15 protein-coding genes and 1 pseudogene are annotated in these 16,111 nt (G+C 73.8%); 8 read left to right on the forward strand and 8 right to left on the reverse strand.

What is annotated here, in order from left to right; translation table 11 throughout:
• Positions 1 to 745 (reverse strand): annotated as a pseudogene (locus tag BIV25_RS33080) (hypothetical protein); the annotation flags it as partial.
• A 313-nt stretch (positions 746 to 1,058) separates the two neighbouring features.
• Between BIV25_RS33080 and BIV25_RS33085 the strand changes: the two are divergent.
• The gene (locus BIV25_RS33085; RefSeq protein WP_071376179.1) at positions 1,059 to 1,850 is read left to right on the forward strand and encodes a putative protein N(5)-glutamine methyltransferase; all 792 of its coding nucleotides are present in this window, start codon (positions 1,059 to 1,061) and stop codon (positions 1,848 to 1,850) included.
• Positions 1,851 to 1,862: 12 nt separating this feature from the next.
• Here BIV25_RS33085 and BIV25_RS33090 read toward each other — a convergent pair whose 3' ends face one another.
• Entirely contained in the window at positions 1,863 to 3,941 is a 2,079-nt protein-coding gene (locus tag BIV25_RS33090; RefSeq protein WP_071376180.1) for a SpoIIE family protein phosphatase, read from the reverse strand.
• Positions 3,942 to 4,272: 331 nt separating this feature from the next.
• On the opposite strand from BIV25_RS33090, the gene BIV25_RS33095 reads away from it, so the two are divergent.
• Entirely contained in the window at positions 4,273 to 5,151 is an 879-nt protein-coding gene (locus tag BIV25_RS33095; RefSeq protein ID WP_071376181.1) for a hypothetical protein, read from the forward strand.
• Between the two features lie 106 nt (positions 5,152 to 5,257).
• Positions 5,258 to 5,629, forward strand: coding sequence for a hypothetical protein (locus tag BIV25_RS33100; protein ID WP_071376182.1), 372 nt, complete (start codon positions 5,258 to 5,260; stop codon positions 5,627 to 5,629).
• A 17-nt stretch (positions 5,630 to 5,646) separates the two neighbouring features.
• On the opposite strand, the gene BIV25_RS33105 is transcribed toward BIV25_RS33100, so the two are convergent.
• Entirely contained in the window at positions 5,647 to 6,060 is a 414-nt protein-coding gene (locus tag BIV25_RS33105; RefSeq protein WP_071376183.1) for a tautomerase family protein, read from the reverse strand.
• 173 nt (positions 6,061 to 6,233) lie between these two features.
• Here BIV25_RS33105 and BIV25_RS33110 point away from each other — a divergent pair, with 173 nt between their 5' ends.
• Together BIV25_RS33110 and BIV25_RS33115 are read left to right on the forward strand one after the other, a co-directional pair.
• On the forward strand, positions 6,234 to 8,249 hold the full coding sequence (locus BIV25_RS33110) for an NADPH-dependent 2,4-dienoyl-CoA reductase (protein ID WP_071376184.1): 2,016 nt from the start codon (positions 6,234 to 6,236) through the stop codon (positions 8,247 to 8,249).
• Between the two features lie 39 nt (positions 8,250 to 8,288).
• A complete protein-coding gene (locus BIV25_RS33115) occupies positions 8,289 to 8,834 on the forward strand; it encodes a PadR family transcriptional regulator (protein WP_071376185.1) in 546 nt (181 codons plus the stop codon).
• Positions 8,835 to 8,885: 51 nt separating this feature from the next.
• Here the strand turns inward: BIV25_RS33115 and BIV25_RS33120 are convergent, their stop codons facing one another.
• Complete coding sequence (locus BIV25_RS33120; RefSeq protein WP_071376186.1) at positions 8,886 to 9,383, reverse strand: hypothetical protein; 498 nt, start codon at positions 9,381 to 9,383, stop codon at positions 8,886 to 8,888.
• A 184-nt stretch (positions 9,384 to 9,567) separates the two neighbouring features.
• A complete protein-coding gene (locus BIV25_RS33125; protein ID WP_071376187.1) occupies positions 9,568 to 10,536 on the reverse strand; it encodes a fibronectin type III domain-containing protein in 969 nt (322 codons plus the stop codon).
• Positions 10,537 to 10,972: 436 nt separating this feature from the next.
• Between BIV25_RS33125 and BIV25_RS33130 the strand changes: the two genes are divergently transcribed.
• Entirely contained in the window at positions 10,973 to 11,674 is a 702-nt protein-coding gene (locus tag BIV25_RS33130) for a glycoside hydrolase family 75 protein (protein ID WP_071376188.1), read from the forward strand.
• Positions 11,675 to 11,711: 37 nt separating this feature from the next.
• Here the strand turns inward: BIV25_RS33130 and BIV25_RS33135 are convergent, their stop codons facing one another.
• The 3 genes from BIV25_RS33135 to dhaK form a co-directional block, all read right to left on the reverse strand.
• Positions 11,712 to 12,122, reverse strand: coding sequence for a PTS-dependent dihydroxyacetone kinase phosphotransferase subunit DhaM (locus BIV25_RS33135; RefSeq protein ID WP_071376189.1), 411 nt, complete (start codon positions 12,120 to 12,122; stop codon positions 11,712 to 11,714).
• Positions 12,119 to 12,733: a dihydroxyacetone kinase subunit DhaL gene (dhaL, locus tag BIV25_RS33140; RefSeq protein WP_071376190.1), complete on the reverse strand. Its 615-nt coding sequence runs from the start codon at positions 12,731 to 12,733 to the stop codon at positions 12,119 to 12,121. Before dhaL ends, BIV25_RS33135 begins: the two co-directional genes overlap by 4 nt.
• 72 nt (positions 12,734 to 12,805) lie before the next feature.
• Positions 12,806 to 13,798 carry a dihydroxyacetone kinase subunit DhaK gene (gene dhaK / locus BIV25_RS33145; RefSeq protein ID WP_071376191.1) on the reverse strand — a complete coding sequence of 331 codons (993 nt, stop codon included), beginning with the start codon at positions 13,796 to 13,798 and terminating at the stop codon, positions 12,806 to 12,808.
• A 354-nt stretch (positions 13,799 to 14,152) separates the two neighbouring features.
• Here dhaK and BIV25_RS53430 point away from each other — a divergent pair, with 354 nt between their 5' ends.
• Together BIV25_RS53430 and BIV25_RS33155 are read left to right on the forward strand one after the other, a co-directional pair.
• Positions 14,153 to 14,689 (forward strand): STAS domain-containing protein, encoded by a 537-nt coding sequence (locus BIV25_RS53430; RefSeq protein ID WP_256256479.1) that lies wholly within the window; start codon positions 14,153 to 14,155, stop codon positions 14,687 to 14,689.
• Positions 14,686 to 16,086, forward strand: coding sequence for an ANTAR domain-containing protein (locus tag BIV25_RS33155; protein WP_256256480.1), 1,401 nt, complete (start codon positions 14,686 to 14,688; stop codon positions 16,084 to 16,086). Before BIV25_RS53430 ends, BIV25_RS33155 begins: the two co-directional genes overlap by 4 nt.
• Positions 16,087 to 16,111 lie beyond the last annotated feature (25 nt).

The raw sequence follows: 16,111 nt of genomic DNA on the forward strand, positions 1-16,111 counted from the left end.
GTGCGGCGGGGTTCGGGGTGTCGTCTCCGTCCGCGGCCATCGTCAGGACCAGGCGGCGTCCCCCGCCGAGTCGTACGGCGAAGGCGCCGGCCGGCCGGCCTTCGGCCGCCAGCAGGAGGCGTGCCTCGGCCGCCCACCGGCCGACGGCACAGCCCTGTCCCGGCGGGGCCAGCCCCAGCGGATCGGCGTCCGGCGGTACGGGCCCGCCGGCCCCCGACCGGTCGCGCAGCTCGGCGGCCCTGCGGGCGTCCCACAGATGCCGGTGCAGATCGAGCCGGTAGCGCCGGCTCGGGTGCGGATGCGGATGGCGGCCGGTGTGGGGCTCGGCCGGATCCCACAGGGCGAGGCCGATCCGTTGGCCGGCATCCGCCCAGGCCGGCGGCGTGCGCACCACGAGATGCAGTGGACCGGCACGGCCGGAGCCGCCGTACCGGGCCAGCGTGAGGGTCAGCCCGGGGCGCAGCAGGCCGTCGGGCGCGATCCTCGGCATGTGCCAGCGCAGCAGGTCGGGGGCGAGATGCCGGAGGTCGGCGCGGAGCCGGGCCGCGAGGTCGTGGCCGTGGGCGCGGGCGACGGAACGCAGATCGAGGTCGACGTCGATCCGTGCGGCGGCACAGGCCCCCGCCCAGTCTCCGGCGGCACGCCGCTCGGTGGCCGGCTCGATCATGGACGGTGGCACGGCGTACGCACGCACGCGCTGCCACAGGGAAAGTCGGGAGTCCCCGTACGCGGTGGAAGTGAGCATCAGCACTCACCTGGCGCGGACGGGACCCCCAATCGCAGAGTCGGGTGAGTCGTCATCGCGGGGATCGTAACCACGGTCCGGGCGGCGCGTCATCCGCTTTTCCGCAGGGGTCCGCCAGGGGGGCTCCACGCGGCCGTTGGGGTAGGGTGGCCGTCCGGTCGCGAACTGACGCGGCCCCGACGGACGAGGAGGTGGGACCCATCACCGCTGTGTCAGCCGGGGTGCTCTCTCCTCAGGACGGCGCGGTGCACCGCAAGCGGTGACCGCGGGGAGCGCCCACCGGTCAAGCGCTCCCGAAAGGCTCACGCCCTCCGTGCACTCTTCTTCCCCTGATGCCGTTTCTCCTGAAGCCGTCGTCTCCGCGCTGCGCGCCGCCGGGTGCGTATTCGCCGAGGACGAGGCGGAGTTGATACTTGCCACCGCCCGTACCGACGCGGAACTGACCTCGATGGTGGACCGGCGGGTCGCGGGGCTCCCGCTCGAACAGGTCCTCGGCTGGGCCCGGTTCCACGGGCTGCGCATCCGCGTGGCACCAGGGGTGTTCGTCCCCCGCCGACGTACCGAGTTCCTGGTCGACCGGGCGCTGGCCCTGGCGCCGCACGCGTCCGTCGTCGTGGACCTGTGCTGCGGTTCCGGCGCGCTCGGCGCGGCCCTGGCCGCCGCCCTGGACGGCGCCGAGGTGCACGCCGCCGACATCGCCCCGGCCGCCGTCCGCTGCGCCCGCCGCAACCTCGCCCCCTTCGGCGGCACGGCCCACGTGGGTGACCTCTACGACGCCCTTCCCGCCGGACTGCGCGGCCGCGTCGACGTCCTGCTGGCCAACGTGCCCTATGTCCCCACCGCCGAGCTTCCGCTGCTGCCGGCCGAGGCCCGCGACCACGAACCGCTGGTCGCCCTGGACGGCGGCGCCGACGGTCTCGACGTGCTGCGCCGGGTGGCCGCCGGGGCGCCCGCGTGGCTCGCACCGGGCGGCCGTCTGCTGACCGAGACCAGCGAACGCCAGGCCCCCGCCGCCCTGCGCGCCTTCGCCGAGGCGGGCCTGACGGCCCGTCTGGCGGAGTCGGAGGAGTGGTACGCACACGTCGTCATCGGCGAACTGCCGTAACGCCCGTCCCGGCTACGGCAGTTCCTGTGCCCGGGCGATGAGCAGGGCGACGTCGTCGTGGTTGTCGGGGTGGTGCAGGGTGCGCAGGAGGAGGTCGCAGGTCTCCTCCAGGGGGCGGGCGGGATCGTCGAGCAGGGACAGCAGGAAGTCCAGGCGCTCGTCCAGCGAGTGGCAGCGGGTCTCCACCAACCCGTCGGTGTAGAAGACGAGTTCGTCACCGGGAGCGAAGTCGACGGTGACGGTGGAGAACTCGACCCCGCCCACCCCCAGCGGTACCCCGGTCGGCAGGTCGAGCAGTTCCGGCGGCCGGCCCGGGCGGACCCGGGCCGGGGGCAGATGACCGGCGTTGGCGATCCGGCACTGCTGCAGATACGGGTCGTGGACGGCGTACACACAGGTCGCGATCGAGTGGTCGAGGGCGGACGTGGTCTTGTCCAGCTGTTCCAGCAGCAGCGCGGGGTCCAGGCCGAGGGAGGCGAGCGTGGTGGTCGCCGTGCGCAGCCGGCCCATCGTCGCGGCCGCGCTGATCCCGCTGCCCATCACGTCGCCGACCACGAGCGCGGTCCTGCCGCCCTCCAGCGGGATGACGTCGAACCAGTCGCCGCCGACCTCGCTCGTCGCCCCGGCCGGCTGGTAGCGCGAGGCCACCTCCAGGCCGGTGGTGACCGGCGGATGGCTGGGCAGCAGGCTGCGCTGGAGTGTGAGGGCGGTGTTGCGGGCGTTCTGGTACCAGCGCGCGTTGTCGATCTGCACCGCGGCGCGGGCGGCCAGTTCACGGGCGAGCAGGACGTCGTCCTCGTCGAACGGCGCGGGATTGCGGGTGCGTTTGAGGTCCAGGGCGCCGAGCACCTCGCCGCGGGCGATCAACGGCACCGCGAGATACGAGTGCAGGCCCGCGCGGCCCAGCAGCTCGGCCGCCTCGGGGGAGCGGGCGATGCGGGGCAGGTCCGCGTCCTTCACGCGCGGCACCAGCACCGGCTCCGCAGAGCGCACGCACTCGGTGACCAGCCGGTCGGGCTCGTACCGGGCGGTCTCGCCGGGCGGGTCCGCGGCCCGCACGGCATCCGAGTCGTCCTGCGGGCGCAGCGCGAGGGCCCGGATCACCGCCGGCTCCGCCGGGCCCAGCGTGCTGCGCCGGCCCTCCACCACCGCGTCCAGCAGGTCCACGGCGGCCACGTCGGCCAGCTCCGGTACCGCGACATCGGCCAACTCGCAGGCGGTGCGGTCCAGTTCGAGCGTCGTACCGATGCGGGCGGAGGCGTCGGCGATGACCGCGAGCCGGCGCCGGGCCGTCTCCGCCTCCACGGACGCCCGGTGCTGCTCGGTGATGTCGATCATGGAGGCCGCGACGCCCAGCACGTTGCCCAGCGCGTCCTCCAGGCGGTACAGCGACAGCGACCAGGTGTGGTCCTGCTCGGGGTCGGCCGACGTACGGCCGACCACGAGCCGGTCGATCACCGGCGCCCCGGTCCGCAGCACCTGCCGGGCCTCCGCCTCCAGGGGCTCGGTCACCAGCCGGGGCAGGACCTCGGCCAGCGGGCGTCCCACGTGGTCGGCGGCGGGCAGGCCGTTGATCCGCTCCAGGGCGGGGTTCACCGAGACGAAGCACAGCTGCGGGTCCAGGACGGCGAGGCCGCTCGGCGACTGCTCGACCATCCGCTCGGACAGGGCCACGTCCTGTTCGAGGCGCCGCACGGTCGACTGGTCGGCGGCGAGGCCGAGTGCGTACACGTCACCGCGGTCGTCCAGCAGCCGCATGTTGCGGAACTCCACCAGGCGGGTGCTGCCGTCCTTGTGCCTGACCGGGAATCCGCCGGCCCAGCTCTGCCCGGTGCGCATCACGTCGGCGAAGAGCTTGCCGACCAGCTCGATGTGCCGCTCGTGGACCATCAGCCGGGCTGCGTACTGGCCGAGGGCCTCGTGCGCGGTGTACCCGAACAGCTCCTCCGCCTGCGGGCTCCACAGCACGATCCGGCCGTCGGTGTCCAGCACCACCGACGCCACGCCCAGCACGTCGAGCAGGCCGCCCGGCCGTACCGGCCCGCGGGCGGGATCGCCGCCCTGCGTCACCGGAGCCTCGGCTGCACTCATGCACTGCACCGCCTTCGCCCGTCGGCTCGGCACGTGGTCCCCCGTGCCGGCTCCCCTTGCTCCACCGCGTCACACCCGACTCTCCGGCCCGTTCGCCGGCTAACCTCCACCATCGCTCACCGCGGCGGCACACGTCCGCCGAAGCCGCCGTAACGGGTGCCTCCGCCGCATCGGCGCCGCCTCCCGGACATCCTGCACGCGCCGTGCGCACACCGGGAGTGTTCACGCACATGTTGCTTCATTGGCCTGTACATGCCTAACAGGCCACGCCAGACTGTCCGCCGTCCGAGTGCCCCCGCACGCCGCCCCCATCCCACCCGAGGAGCCGGCCATGCCCGCGTCCGCCCGGCAACGTTGTCACACCGTCCTCGCCGGACTCGTCACCCTGGCCACCGCCGCCGTCGTGTCCCTCGCCGCGCCCGTGCCCGCCTCCGCGGCCGACACCTGGACCGAGACCGGCTCCGACCGCGCCGACCCGCTGACCGAGAGCCAGGGCCTGACCTCCGTGGAGGTGCCGGCCAACAGCCCCAACCGCTACACGGGCATCGGCACCATCCCGCTCAGCGTCTCCGTGCGCGGCTGGAACCACGTCGGCGACCCCGACGCCTCGTACAACGGCTACTACATCGAGCCCTACCAGCAGGACTCCGGCAACTCGAAGATGTACCGCGTGCAGGCGCCCGACGGAACCTGGTCGGAGTACGTGCACACGCTGAGCTCCGGCGAGGCCTTGAACAACTCGTGGGACGCGATCTCGCCCGACGGCCAGTGGATGCTCTCGGGCGAGTGGGGCACGATGAACCGCCTGCTGGTCTTCCCGACCCCCGGCGTCAACGCGAGCACCTCGCCCTCGGCCGACCTCCCGCTGGCCTCGCAGGTCCACCTGGACCACCCGGTCCGTGACGTCCAGGGCTGCGACTTCTCCGGTCCCACCACCCTGCTGTGCTCCTCGGACGACCCCGACGGCAGCCTGTTCGGCATGACCAAGCCGCTGCTCCAGATCGACCTGTCGGCCACCCCCGGCTCCACGGACGTCTCCGGCCATGTCACCGCCCTGCGCCAGCTGCCGCTGCGCAGCTCCTGCTCGGGCACCTTCGAGGTGGAGGGCATCGACTACGACCGGCGCACCGGCACCCTGCGCGTGATCGTGATGTCGCCCGGCTTCTGCATCCTCACCGACAGCAAGACGTACAAGTTCACGCGCGGCTGACCCCGACTGGGGGTGTGCTCACGGGCCCGTGGTGCTTTCCTGGGGGTGGACGCGGCTGGGCGGGGTACCCCGTTCCACCGCGGCGCGGCCACGAAAGGAGCGATCAATGGGACACGCGGAACGGTCGCATCCGGAAACCGTCACGGTGGAGATCAGCGGCTCCAAGGAGGACGCCCGCATCGTCTTCGACGCCCTGAGGTCCTGCTTCGCGTCCGACCGGGGCGCGGAGGAGGTCCCCCGGCAGTTGCACGAGGTCCGGCCGATGGTGTGGCTCGGCACCTACGACGTCGCGGACGAGCACGTGCCGCACTGTGCGCCGGTCCACCTCGGCTCGGCCGTCCAGGCGGACGTCCAGGGCGGCTACTGGGCCGTGGACCGGTTCCGGCACACCCTGGACACGATCTTCACCGTCCAGGAGACCTGTACGGCCTCCGGCGACCAGGAGCGGGATCTGCACCTGCGCCTGGAGAGCGCCTGACACCTGTTCGCACAGCGCTACGACAGCGCCCCGGCCGGCCCCTCGCCGTCCGGGGCGTACTGCGCCACGCCGTACCCGAAGGACCAGTCGACGGACGTGTTCTCGCTGAGCGTGACGAGCACGTTCGCCGGGTCCGTGCCCGTGCGCTCGTGCACCAGCTCGGCGATCCGCCGGTACAGCGCGCGCTTGCGGTCCGGGCCGCGCCCGGCGCGCAGGGTGATCGCGACGAACACCGCCGAGTCGTCCTTGGGCACGCCGAGGTGGGCGTCGTGGCGCAGCGTGCCGGTCACGCCGTCGTGGCCGGTCAGCACCTGGAAGCGGTCCTCGGGCGGGACGCCGAGGGTTTCCACCAGGGCGTCGTGGACGGCCTGGCCGAGTGCGTCGAGCCGGACGGGGTCGGTGCCGAGCGTGTCGATCCGGACGAAGGGCATGGCGGAACATCCTCTCGGAGGCGGGCGGTGGTCCGTGCTGTGCCGTGCTGAATGTACATACTAGTAGGTACAGAGTGGTGGGCGTCACCTTCCCGTGGTTCTGCAACTAGTTGCACAAAGGTCCGGGTGTCCTCTACAACAAGGAGTGACGACACCCGTGCACGGAGGGCCCGATGAGCCGTTACCCGCATCTGATGAACCCGCTCGACCTGGGCTTCACCACCCTGCCCAACCGCGTGCTGATGGGCTCCATGCACGTCGGCCTGGAGGAGGCCGAGCGCGGCTTCGAGCGGATGGCGGCGTTCTACGCGGCCCGCGCGCGCGGCGGCGTCGGCCTCATCGTCACCGGCGGCATCGCGCCCAACGACGAGGGCCGGCCGTACGAGGGCGGCGCCAAGCTCACCACCGAGGACGAGGCCGAGCAGCACCGGGCCGTCACCGACGCCGTGCACCGCGAGGGCGGCCGGATCGCGATGCAGATCCTGCACTTCGGGCGGTACGCCTACCACCAGGACCTCGTCGCGCCGAGCCCGCTCCAGGCCCCCATCAGCCCCTTCGTGCCGCGCGAGCTGAGCGACGCCGACATCGAGCGGACCATCGACGACTACGCCCGCACCGCCCGCCTCGCCCGGCAGGCCGGCTACGACGGCGTCGAGATCATGGGCTCCGAGGGCTACCTCATCAACGAGTTCATCGCCCTGCAGACCAACCGGCGCACCGACCGCTGGGGCGGCTCCTACGAGAACCGGACGCGCTTCCCCGTCGAGATCGTCAAGCGGGTACGCGAGGCCGTCGGCGAGGACTTCATCGTCATCTACCGGCTGTCCATGCTGGACCTGGTCCCGGGCGGCTCCTCGCTGCCGGAGGTCGTCACCCTCGCCAAGGAGATCGAGGCCGCCGGGGCGACGATCATCAACACCGGCATCGGCTGGCACGAGGCCCGCATCCCCACCATCGCCACCTCGGTGCCGCGTGGCGCCTACACCTGGGTCACCAAGAAGCTGATGGGCGAGGTGTCCGTCCCGCTGGTGACCACCAACCGCATCAACACCCCCGAGGTCGCGGAGGAGTTGCTGGCCGGCGGCTTCGCCGACATGGTCTCCATGGCCCGCCCGATGCTCGCCGACCCCGACTTCGTCGCCAAGGCCGCCGCCGGCACGCCCGAGGCCATCAACACCTGCATCGGCTGCAATCAGGCCTGCCTCGACCACACCTTCAGCGGGAAGATCACCTCCTGCCTGGTCAACCCGCGCGCCTGCCACGAGACCGAGCTGGTGCTCGCGCCGACCCGGCTGAGGAAGCGCGTCGCCGTCGTCGGCGCGGGACCGGCGGGCCTCGCCTGCGCCGTGAGCGCCGCCGAACGCGGTCACGCGGTCACGCTCTTCGACGCCGCGAGCGAGGTCGGCGGCCAGCTCAACGTCGCCCGCAGGGTCCCCGGCAAGCAGGAGTTCGACGAGACCCTGCGCTACTTCCGCCACCAGCTCGACGCGCACGGCGTCGACGTGCGCCTGGACACCTGGGTCACCGCCGAGACCGTCGCCGGCTACGACGAGGTCGTCGTCGCCACCGGCGTCACCCCGCGCACCCCGGACATCCCGGGCGTCGACCACCCCCGCGTCGTCAGCTACCTCGACGTACTGCAGGGCGGCGCCCCCGTCGGCGAGCGGGTCGCCGTCCTCGGCGCCGGCGGCATCGGCTTCGACGTCGCCGAGTTCCTCACCGACGGCGGCGACAAGGCGAGCGAGGACCCCGAGACGTACTTCCGCGGCTGGGGCGTCGACATGGACTACCGGACGCCGGGCGGCCTCGCCGCAGCCGAGCGGCCCGCCCCGCCCCGCCAGGTCCACCTGCTCCAGCGCAAGACCAGCAAGGTCGGCGCCGGGCTCGGCAAGACCACCGGCTGGATCCACCGCACCGAACTGAAGCACCGGGGCGTGACCATGGTCCCGGGTGTGCGCTACGACCGTATCGACGACGCCGGCCTGCACATCACCGTAGGCGAGGAGAGCACGGTCCTGGCGGTCGACACGGTCGTCCTGTGCACCGGACAGGAGCCGCGCCGCGACCTGTACGAGGAGCTGGCCGCCGCCGGGCAGAGCGTCCATCTGATCGGCGGCGCGGACGTCGCGGCCGAACTGGACGCCAAGCGGGCCATCAAGCAGGGCACGGAGCTGGCGGCGGCGCTGTAGGGCGCCTGCCGTACCTCGCCGTCTCCCTAGGATGAGGCCATGTCACTCCCGCACGCCATCCTCACCGCCCTGCTGGAAAAGCCGTCGTCGGGACTGGAACTGACCCGCCGTTTCGACAAGTCGATCGGCTACTTCTGGTCCGCGACGCACCAGCAGATCTATCGCGAGCTGGGGAAGCTGGAGGCCGACGGGCTCATCCGCGCACTGCCGGCGCAGGCACCGGCCCGCGGGCAGAAGAAGAGCTACGAGGTACTGCCCGCCGGCCGCGCCGAACTGGCCCGCTGGACCGCGGCCGCGCGCGACCCCAAGCCGCAGCGGGACGTGCTCCTGCTGCGGCTGCGGGCCGCCGCGGTGGTCGGCACGGCGGGCCTGGAGACGGATCTGCGCCGCCATCTGGAGCTGCACCGGCGGCAGTTGGCCGAGTACCGGGAGATCGAGGAGCGGGACTTCCCGCCGGACCGGGACGCCCCCGAGGACCGGCTGCGCCACCTCGTGCTGCGGGCCGGCATCGACCTGGAGACCTTCTGGACCCAGTGGCTCGCCCACGCGCTGAGCGAGTTCGCCGACCTGCCGGACACCGACTGAGCCCCGTGCGGGGCGGGCGCGCCGGTACGGGTGTGTCGAACCGGAACGGCGTCAACGGCGGCGCAGGTACCAGCCCGTGGCGATCACCCCGCCGCCGACCAGGGCCGCGCCGACGCCCAGTGTCAGCGGGCCGTAGTCCCGGGCGGCGCCGCCGAGGCCGCCCATGATGCCGAGGGCCGGCGCGGCCGAGGACGTCCCCGAGGCCGACGGGACGAGCACCGGCCGGGTGCCCGCCGTGCCGCCGCCGGAGCAGACCACGACCACGGTGTACGTCCCCGGGCGCACGTCCGACCAGGTCGCGGACTGGCCGGCGGTCGTGCCCGCGAGGATGGTCCGCCGGCCCGCCGAGACGTCCGTCCGCCGGCCGGTCAGCAGGGTGGCGCTGCCCCAGCCGCCGTCGGTCCGCGTGCACGCGCTGGTGACCACCGAGACGGTGGACCCGACGGCGCTGACGGAGATGCCCGACGCCGCGACGGCCTGCCCGGCGGGAAGCGCGAGGGCGGCCGCCAGGACCGGTCCGGAGCGGAGCAGAAGTCGCGTGCAGGACATGACCGGCCTCCGGCGGCACGGTCGGCGGTACGTCCCATGGGCCGCCGAGGGTCGGGTACGTCCGTGCGCCTGGTCAGCAGCCAAGGCGCTGCCGCGGGGGCCGGCCTGCGGGAGACGGCCGGTCAGGTGACGGTTTCCTCCGTGCGGCGCAGCGGCGCCCGCTCGTCCGCCGCGATCACCGGGGTCAGGTGGTCACTGTGCGTTCCTGTGACCAGCCGCCCCAGGTGCCGTCCGGCAGCCGGGCGCGCAGCCGTACCCGGTGTTCCTCGCCGTGGCCGGTGCCGCCGTAGAAGCTGTATCCCGCCCGCCCGGTCGGCGGCGTGCCGCCCCACACCAGCGAGGTGGCGGGCCTGCCGTCCAGCTCGATCTGGTACTCGGTGATCACTCCGTCCGTGGCCGGCGGGTCCCAGGACAGGTCGATGTAGGAGGCCTCGCCGGACCGGTGGGTCCCGGCGGTGAAGTCGGTGGGCGCGGTGGCGTGGCCGTCGTCGGTACCCGGGGTGGTGAGACGGACCGGGGTGCTTTCGGGGGAGAGGTTGTCGGCCGCGTCCCGGGCCCGGACCGTGAAGACGTAGGCGGTGCCCGGTCGCAGACCCGTGACCACGGTCGCCGTCTGGTCGCCTTCGACGGTGTGGATCCTCGCCCCGCCCTGGCAGACGTCGTACGAGACCACGCCCCGGTCGTCCCGGGACGCGCCCCAGGACAGCTGGACCGCGCGGCTGCCGACGACCCGCCCCGCGGGCGCCGACGGCCGGGTGGGCGCCGAGCGGTCCGCAGCCACCCGGGCCGGCGTCCGCGCCGGGACCGCCCGGCTGGGCGGACCGAGGCGGCCCCGGTCGTCCCGGGCCCGCACGGTGAAGGCGTACCGGGTGGACGGCCTGAGCCTGACGACGTCCACCATGTGCTGCGAACCCGGCACTTCGGCCGCCTTCGTGGTGCCGCGGTACACCTCGTAGGTGCGGATACCGGGGCTGTCGGTCACCGCGTTCCACATCACGTGCACGCTCGTGGCGCTGCCCGCCTGCGCGGTGACCCCGGTCGGAGGGCCGGGGGCCCGGCCGTCGTCACCGTCACCGCCCCGGCTCCAGCCGCAGGACGTGACCAGCAGCAGGGCTCCGCAGACCAGTACGAGCGGCAGGGGTACGCGTCGCACGGCTCCGCCTCCCCGGGACGGCATCGGGATCGAACTCACGCAAAAGTCCGGACCAATATGCCCGGCGGGTGCGGCGGCGGCAAGAGGGCCGCACGGGGCGGCCGGTGGGCGGGACCCGTGGTGGTGACCCTCCCGGAGAGTTACGTATGCTGAGCCTCCCTGCGGCCGAACTGCCCGAGAAGTCACGGGAGTTCATGCCGTCGGCGCGGACACGCTGTCGTCGCCGGAGCCGCGCCGGCGCGGGCGGCCGGGGGATCCGGGCCGGTTCGGTGCCCGGATCCCCGGCCCCTGTGCCCGCCGATAATCCTCTTGTCCCTCACGGGGCGTCAGAAGCGTGCTCCATCCGGCCCCTTCGGAGCGGCCCGGACGGTCGCGGGCGCGAACTCGCAGCACAGTGGCCCGGGTCCACCCGTCCCCGACGAGAAGGTCCCCCATCGTGCGTGTCCCGTCGCTGACGCTGGCCGCGGCCGGCGTCGCCCTGCTCGCCCCGGCCGCGCTCCCCGATGCCGCTCTCGCCGTCCCGCCGCGGGAGCGCCCCCCGGCCAGGAGCGAGGGCGCCGTCGCTGCCACCGAACTGCTGTCCCGGGTGGGCGATTGCCACCAGATCTCCCGGGGCCGGTACCGCACCGACGCCGGCCACCGCGCGACCGTACCCGTGTGCGGGACACGGGACGCCGTGTTCTGGAAGGCCGACATGGACATCGACTGCGACGGCCAGCGCACCGCCCACTGCAACCGCGCCACCGACCCGGGATTCGCCGCCGCCACTGCCTACCCGCAGTCCGACGGCCGCGGTCTGAACGCCGAGACACTGCCCTACATCGTGATTCCGGCGCCGAGCCGGATCTGGGACCACCGAGACGACGGCGTGCGCGGCGGCTCCGTCGCCGCCGTCGTCTACCGCGACCGGGTCCAGTACGCGGTGGTCGGCGACATCGGCCCGCGCGACCTCATCGGCGAGGCCTCCTACGCCACCGCCCGGGGCCTCGGCATCAGCACCGACCCGAACGACGGCGGCGCGCCCTCCGGCGTCACCTACATCGTGTTCAAGGACTCCCGCGTGAAACCTGTCGAGGACCACGCGGCGGCGGTGGCGACGGGAGAGCGGCTGGCCCGCCTGTTCGCGACCGGCCAGTGACCGCCTCCCGCGTGCCGCCCCGCCGCCCGCGTGGCCGTCACGCCTTGCGGTAGGTGTACGCCTCCGCCGCCGCGGCCTCCACCGCGTCCAGGCCCGCTCCCGCGGCGGCGGTGACCACGGCGGCCACCGCGCCCTCGACGAACGGCGCGTCCACCAGGCGGGTGCCGTCCGGCAGTTCGTCGCCCTCGGCGAGCAGCGCCTTCACCGTCAGTACCGCGCTGCCGAGGTCGCTGAGCACCGCGACTCCGGCGCCCCGGTCGACCGAGGCCGCCGCGGCGGAGATCAGCTCGGCGCTGGTGCCGAGCCCGCCGTCCTCGGTGCCGCCGGCCGGCGCCACCAGCACCTCCGTGGCCCCGCCCGCGAGCCCCTTCGCCAACTGCACGACCGACGCGGCCACTTCCGCGCTGTGCGAGACCAGCACGATGCCGACCAGCTTCTCGTCGCTCACGACCGGCCCTCCGCCGGCGAAGCGGCTGCTTCGAGTGCGGCGATCAGCAGCGCCGACGAGGTCGCGCCCGGGTCCTGGTGGCCGATGCTGCGCTCGCCGAGGTAACTCGCCCGGCCCTTGCGGGCCTGGAGCGGTGTGGTCGCCTCGGCGCCCTGCTCGGCTGCGGTCCGCGCGGCGGCGAAGCCGCCTTCGAGCGCGGCCACGGCCGGCTCCAGGGCGTCGATCATGGTCTTGTCCCCGACCACCGCTCCGCCGAGCTGCTTCACCCCCTCCACCCCCGAACCCAGCGCCGCGGCCAGCTGCTCCACGCTGACCTCGGCGGCCTCGCCGAGCGCCTTGCCGGTCCGGCGCAGCAGCGTGCCGTACAGCGGCCCGGAGGCCCCGCCGACCGTCGAGATGAGCTGCCGTCCGGCGAGCGTCAGGACGGCGCCCGGCGTGGCGGGCTCCTCCTTCTCCAGGGTGGCCGTCACGGCCCGGAAGCCGCGTTGCAGATTGCTGCCGTGGTCGGCGTCCCCGATGGCCGAGTCGAGTTCGGTGAGCCGCTCCGCCTCACGGTCGACGGACGCGGCGGTCACCGCCATCCAGCGGCGGAAGAAGTCGGCGTCGAGCACTGGATCTCCTTGCGTGGTAAGGGGGTTGAGCTCTGGAAGAGGGGAATAGGGGGGAGCGGGGACGGGAGGCGCTCACATGCCCCAGCGCAGTGCCGGGGTGCGCACCGGCGCGTCCCACAGCCGCAGCAGCTCCTCGTCGATCTGACACAGCGTCACCGAGGCACCCGCCATGTCCAGGGAGGTGACGTAGTTGCCGACGAGCGTACGGGCCACCGCGACCCCGCGCTCCGCGAGCACCCGCTGCACCTCGGCGTGGAAGCCGTACAGCTCCAGCAGCGGGGTGGCGCCCATGCCGTTGACCAGCAACAGCACCGGGTTGTGCGGCGGCATGTCCTCCAGGATCGCGTTCACCGCGAAGTCGGCGATCTCCCCGGAGGTCATCATCGGCCGCCGCTCCCGGCCCGGCTCGCCGTGGATGCCGACACCCAACTCCAGCTCGCCGTCCGGGAGATCGAAGGTCGGGGTGCCCTTCGCCGGGGTCGTGCAGGCGCTCAGGGCCACACCGAAGCTGCGGGAGTTCTCGTTCACCCGGCGGCCGATCGCCTCCACGCGCTCCAGCGGCTGCCCCTCGGCCGCGGCGGCGCCCGCGATCTTCTCCACGAACAGGGTCGCGCCGGTGCCGCGCCGGCCGGCGGTGTAGAGGCTGTCGGTCACGGCCACGTCGTCGTTCACGAGCACCTTGGCGACCTGGATGCCCTCGTCCTCTGCCAGTTCGGCCGCCATGTCGAAGTTCAGCACGTCACCGGTGTAGTTCTTCACGACGAACAGCACCCCGGCGCCGCTGTCCACGGCGGCCGCGGCACGGGCCATCTGGTCCGGCACCGGCGAGGTGAACACCTCCCCGGGACAGGCGGCGGACAGCATGCCGTGGCCGACGAACCCGCCGTGCAGCGGCTCGTGTCCCGACCCGCCGCCCGACACCAGCGCGACCTGCCCGGCAACGGGGGCGTCCCGGCGGACGATCACCCGGTTCTCCACATCCACGGTCAGATCGGGATACGCCGCCGCCATCCCGCGCAGCGCGTCCGCCACGACGGTCTCCGGCACGTTGATCAGCATCCTCATCGGTATCTCCTAGTGCGCCTTGCGGGTGGGCTCGGGACCTGCGGTTTCCGCCGCCGGGCCGGGTTCACTGGTGGTGCTGGAGGGATCATGCGGATGGAGCTAAGGGCAGTATCGGCCTTGGACCGGACGAGGTCACGCGATGCGGGCGTGCCCGCGGCGGCGGGAGACGCCGGCGCGGGAACTCCGGGTGTGCGCACCGCCCTTCAGACCTCCTCCCGACCGCTGCCCGGCGGGGCCGCGCGGGGTGCGACACGCCTGGGGAAAATCGTTGCATCGGAGGCACGCGCGGAGCACAGTGAAGCCCCGGTCAAGACGCGGCTGGCTGATCCTTCCCCACCCAGGGAGCCCGATCCCATGGAAAACGGCCAGCCGTCCCGTGCCCGCGCCCGCCCGCGCGGCTCGGCCCCGCTGCTCGTGCAGACCGTCCACGAGCGACGGCCCGAGGTGGGCGGGATCAGCATCCTGAGGGCCCGGGGCACGGTCGACGTCGCCAACGCCGTGGAGTTCTCCGAGGCGCTCGCCGGGCACATCGCCCTCGCCGACCGGGCCGCGGAACACCCCCTGCTGGACATGACCGAGACGTACCTCGCCTGCCCCGCCGCCGTGCGCTCCCTGGACCGGGCCACCGGCGCCCTCGCCTTCTCCGGCCGTGCCCTGCCCGTCGTACAGCCCCGCCCGCACGCCCGCGACGCGCTGCGCACCGCGGGGCTGCCGGGCATCCGGGTGCACGCCACGATGGCGTCCGCGTTGGAAGCGCTGGAACCGCTGGAAGCGGTGGAGACCCGGGTTGCGCCGGAGGCCTGCGGGGACGCCGTGGAGATCGGCGACGACCGCGTGGAGGCCGGGAGCGGGCGGGACGCCCCGGCGACGCGCCGACGGGCGGGGCCATGAAACCCGCCTCCGATTCCGACTCCGGCCCGTCTGCCTCGTCCGCCTCCGCCGTCCCCTCTCCCCCCACGGCTGCCGGCCTCCCTCCCGTCACCGCTTCTTCCGCCGCTGCCGGTCCGTCCGCCCCGGTCGTCCCCGTCGGGAGGCCGGCGCCGCTCCTGATCGAGTCGTCCGTCGTCGAGGGGCTGCCGGCCGAGGGGGCGGTGCTGCTGCGCATGTCAGGGAGCCTGGACACAGAGGGCGCACAGGCCTGGTCGGCGCAGTTGCGCGGCCATCTGGAACAGGCGGATCTCGCGGGGCTGCGGCCCGTCCTCGACATGGCCCATGTGCAGCTCGGCGGCGCCGCCGTACTGCGCGCGCTCAGTGAGACGACCCGGGGCCGCTCCGGCCGCCCGGACCTGGTCATCGTCCGGGCGCGGCCGGGGCTGCGCGAGGCGGTGCACCTCGCGCGTCTCGACGGTGTCCGGCTCTACGCCACCCTCGACGACGCACTGCGCGAGCTGGCCCGGGCCGCCACCCGCGGCGCGGACCTGCCCGCCTGGCGGTCGCAGATCTCCGACCCGCTGCGGCCCAGTTACGAGGACCTGCGCAAGGAGGTCCGCGCGCTGCGCGCCCGGGTCCGCTCCGCCCCCGTCATCGGCATGGCGCAGGGCGTGGTGATGGTCCGCTACGGCCTGCCGGACCCGGCCGGCGCGTTCCGGGTGCTGCGCGAGGTCTCGCAGAGGTTCAACGTGCCGCTGCGGGTGCTCGTCTCCGCCGTCGTCGTGGCCCGGCCGCCCGACGGTGCGGTCTGGTTCCCGGGCCGCCGGCCGCTGCCCGTGCCGCCGCTGCGGATCCTGGCCCGGGAGGGCCGGGACCCGCGCTACCGGCGGCAGATGATCGACGCCGTGCTGCACGAGGCGCTCGCCGCCGGGCGGGCCTGTGCCGGATACGTACGCTGCGTCGACCCGGCCGTGAACGCGCTCATGCTGGAGTCCGACCACGGCTGTGCGGACACGTTTCTGGACCACCTGGTGCGCGGCTGGGACGAGGGGCTGCCGGACCTGGTCGCCCGGCTGCTCGGCCGCCGGGTCAGCGTGCCCGACGTGGCCGCCGACACGCTCCTGTCCGAGGAGTCCCGGCGGGTCCTGCTGGGCACGGGCACCCGCGCCGTCGACAGTGTCCCGGTGCTGTCGCGGTCCGGGTCCTGCACCGGCGTGATCACCCTGCACTGGCCCGAGGCCGGGCACCGCCCGACCGACGACCAGAGCCAGGCGCTCGCCCTGCTGGCCTCCGACACGGCGGCCTGGCTGAGCTGGTACCACCGCTCGGTCCTCCTCGACGCCCTGGAGGAGCTGCACCGGGAGCTGACGGGTCTGGCAGCGGGGCCCGAAGGCGCGCGCGGACCACGGCGTTCTTAGGCGGGCGGTACGCCGCCCCCGCCGG

The sequence above is a fragment of the Streptomyces sp. MUSC 14 genome (genome assembly GCF_001866675.1).
Taxonomy (GTDB): Bacteria; Actinomycetota; Actinomycetes; order Streptomycetales; family Streptomycetaceae; genus Streptomyces.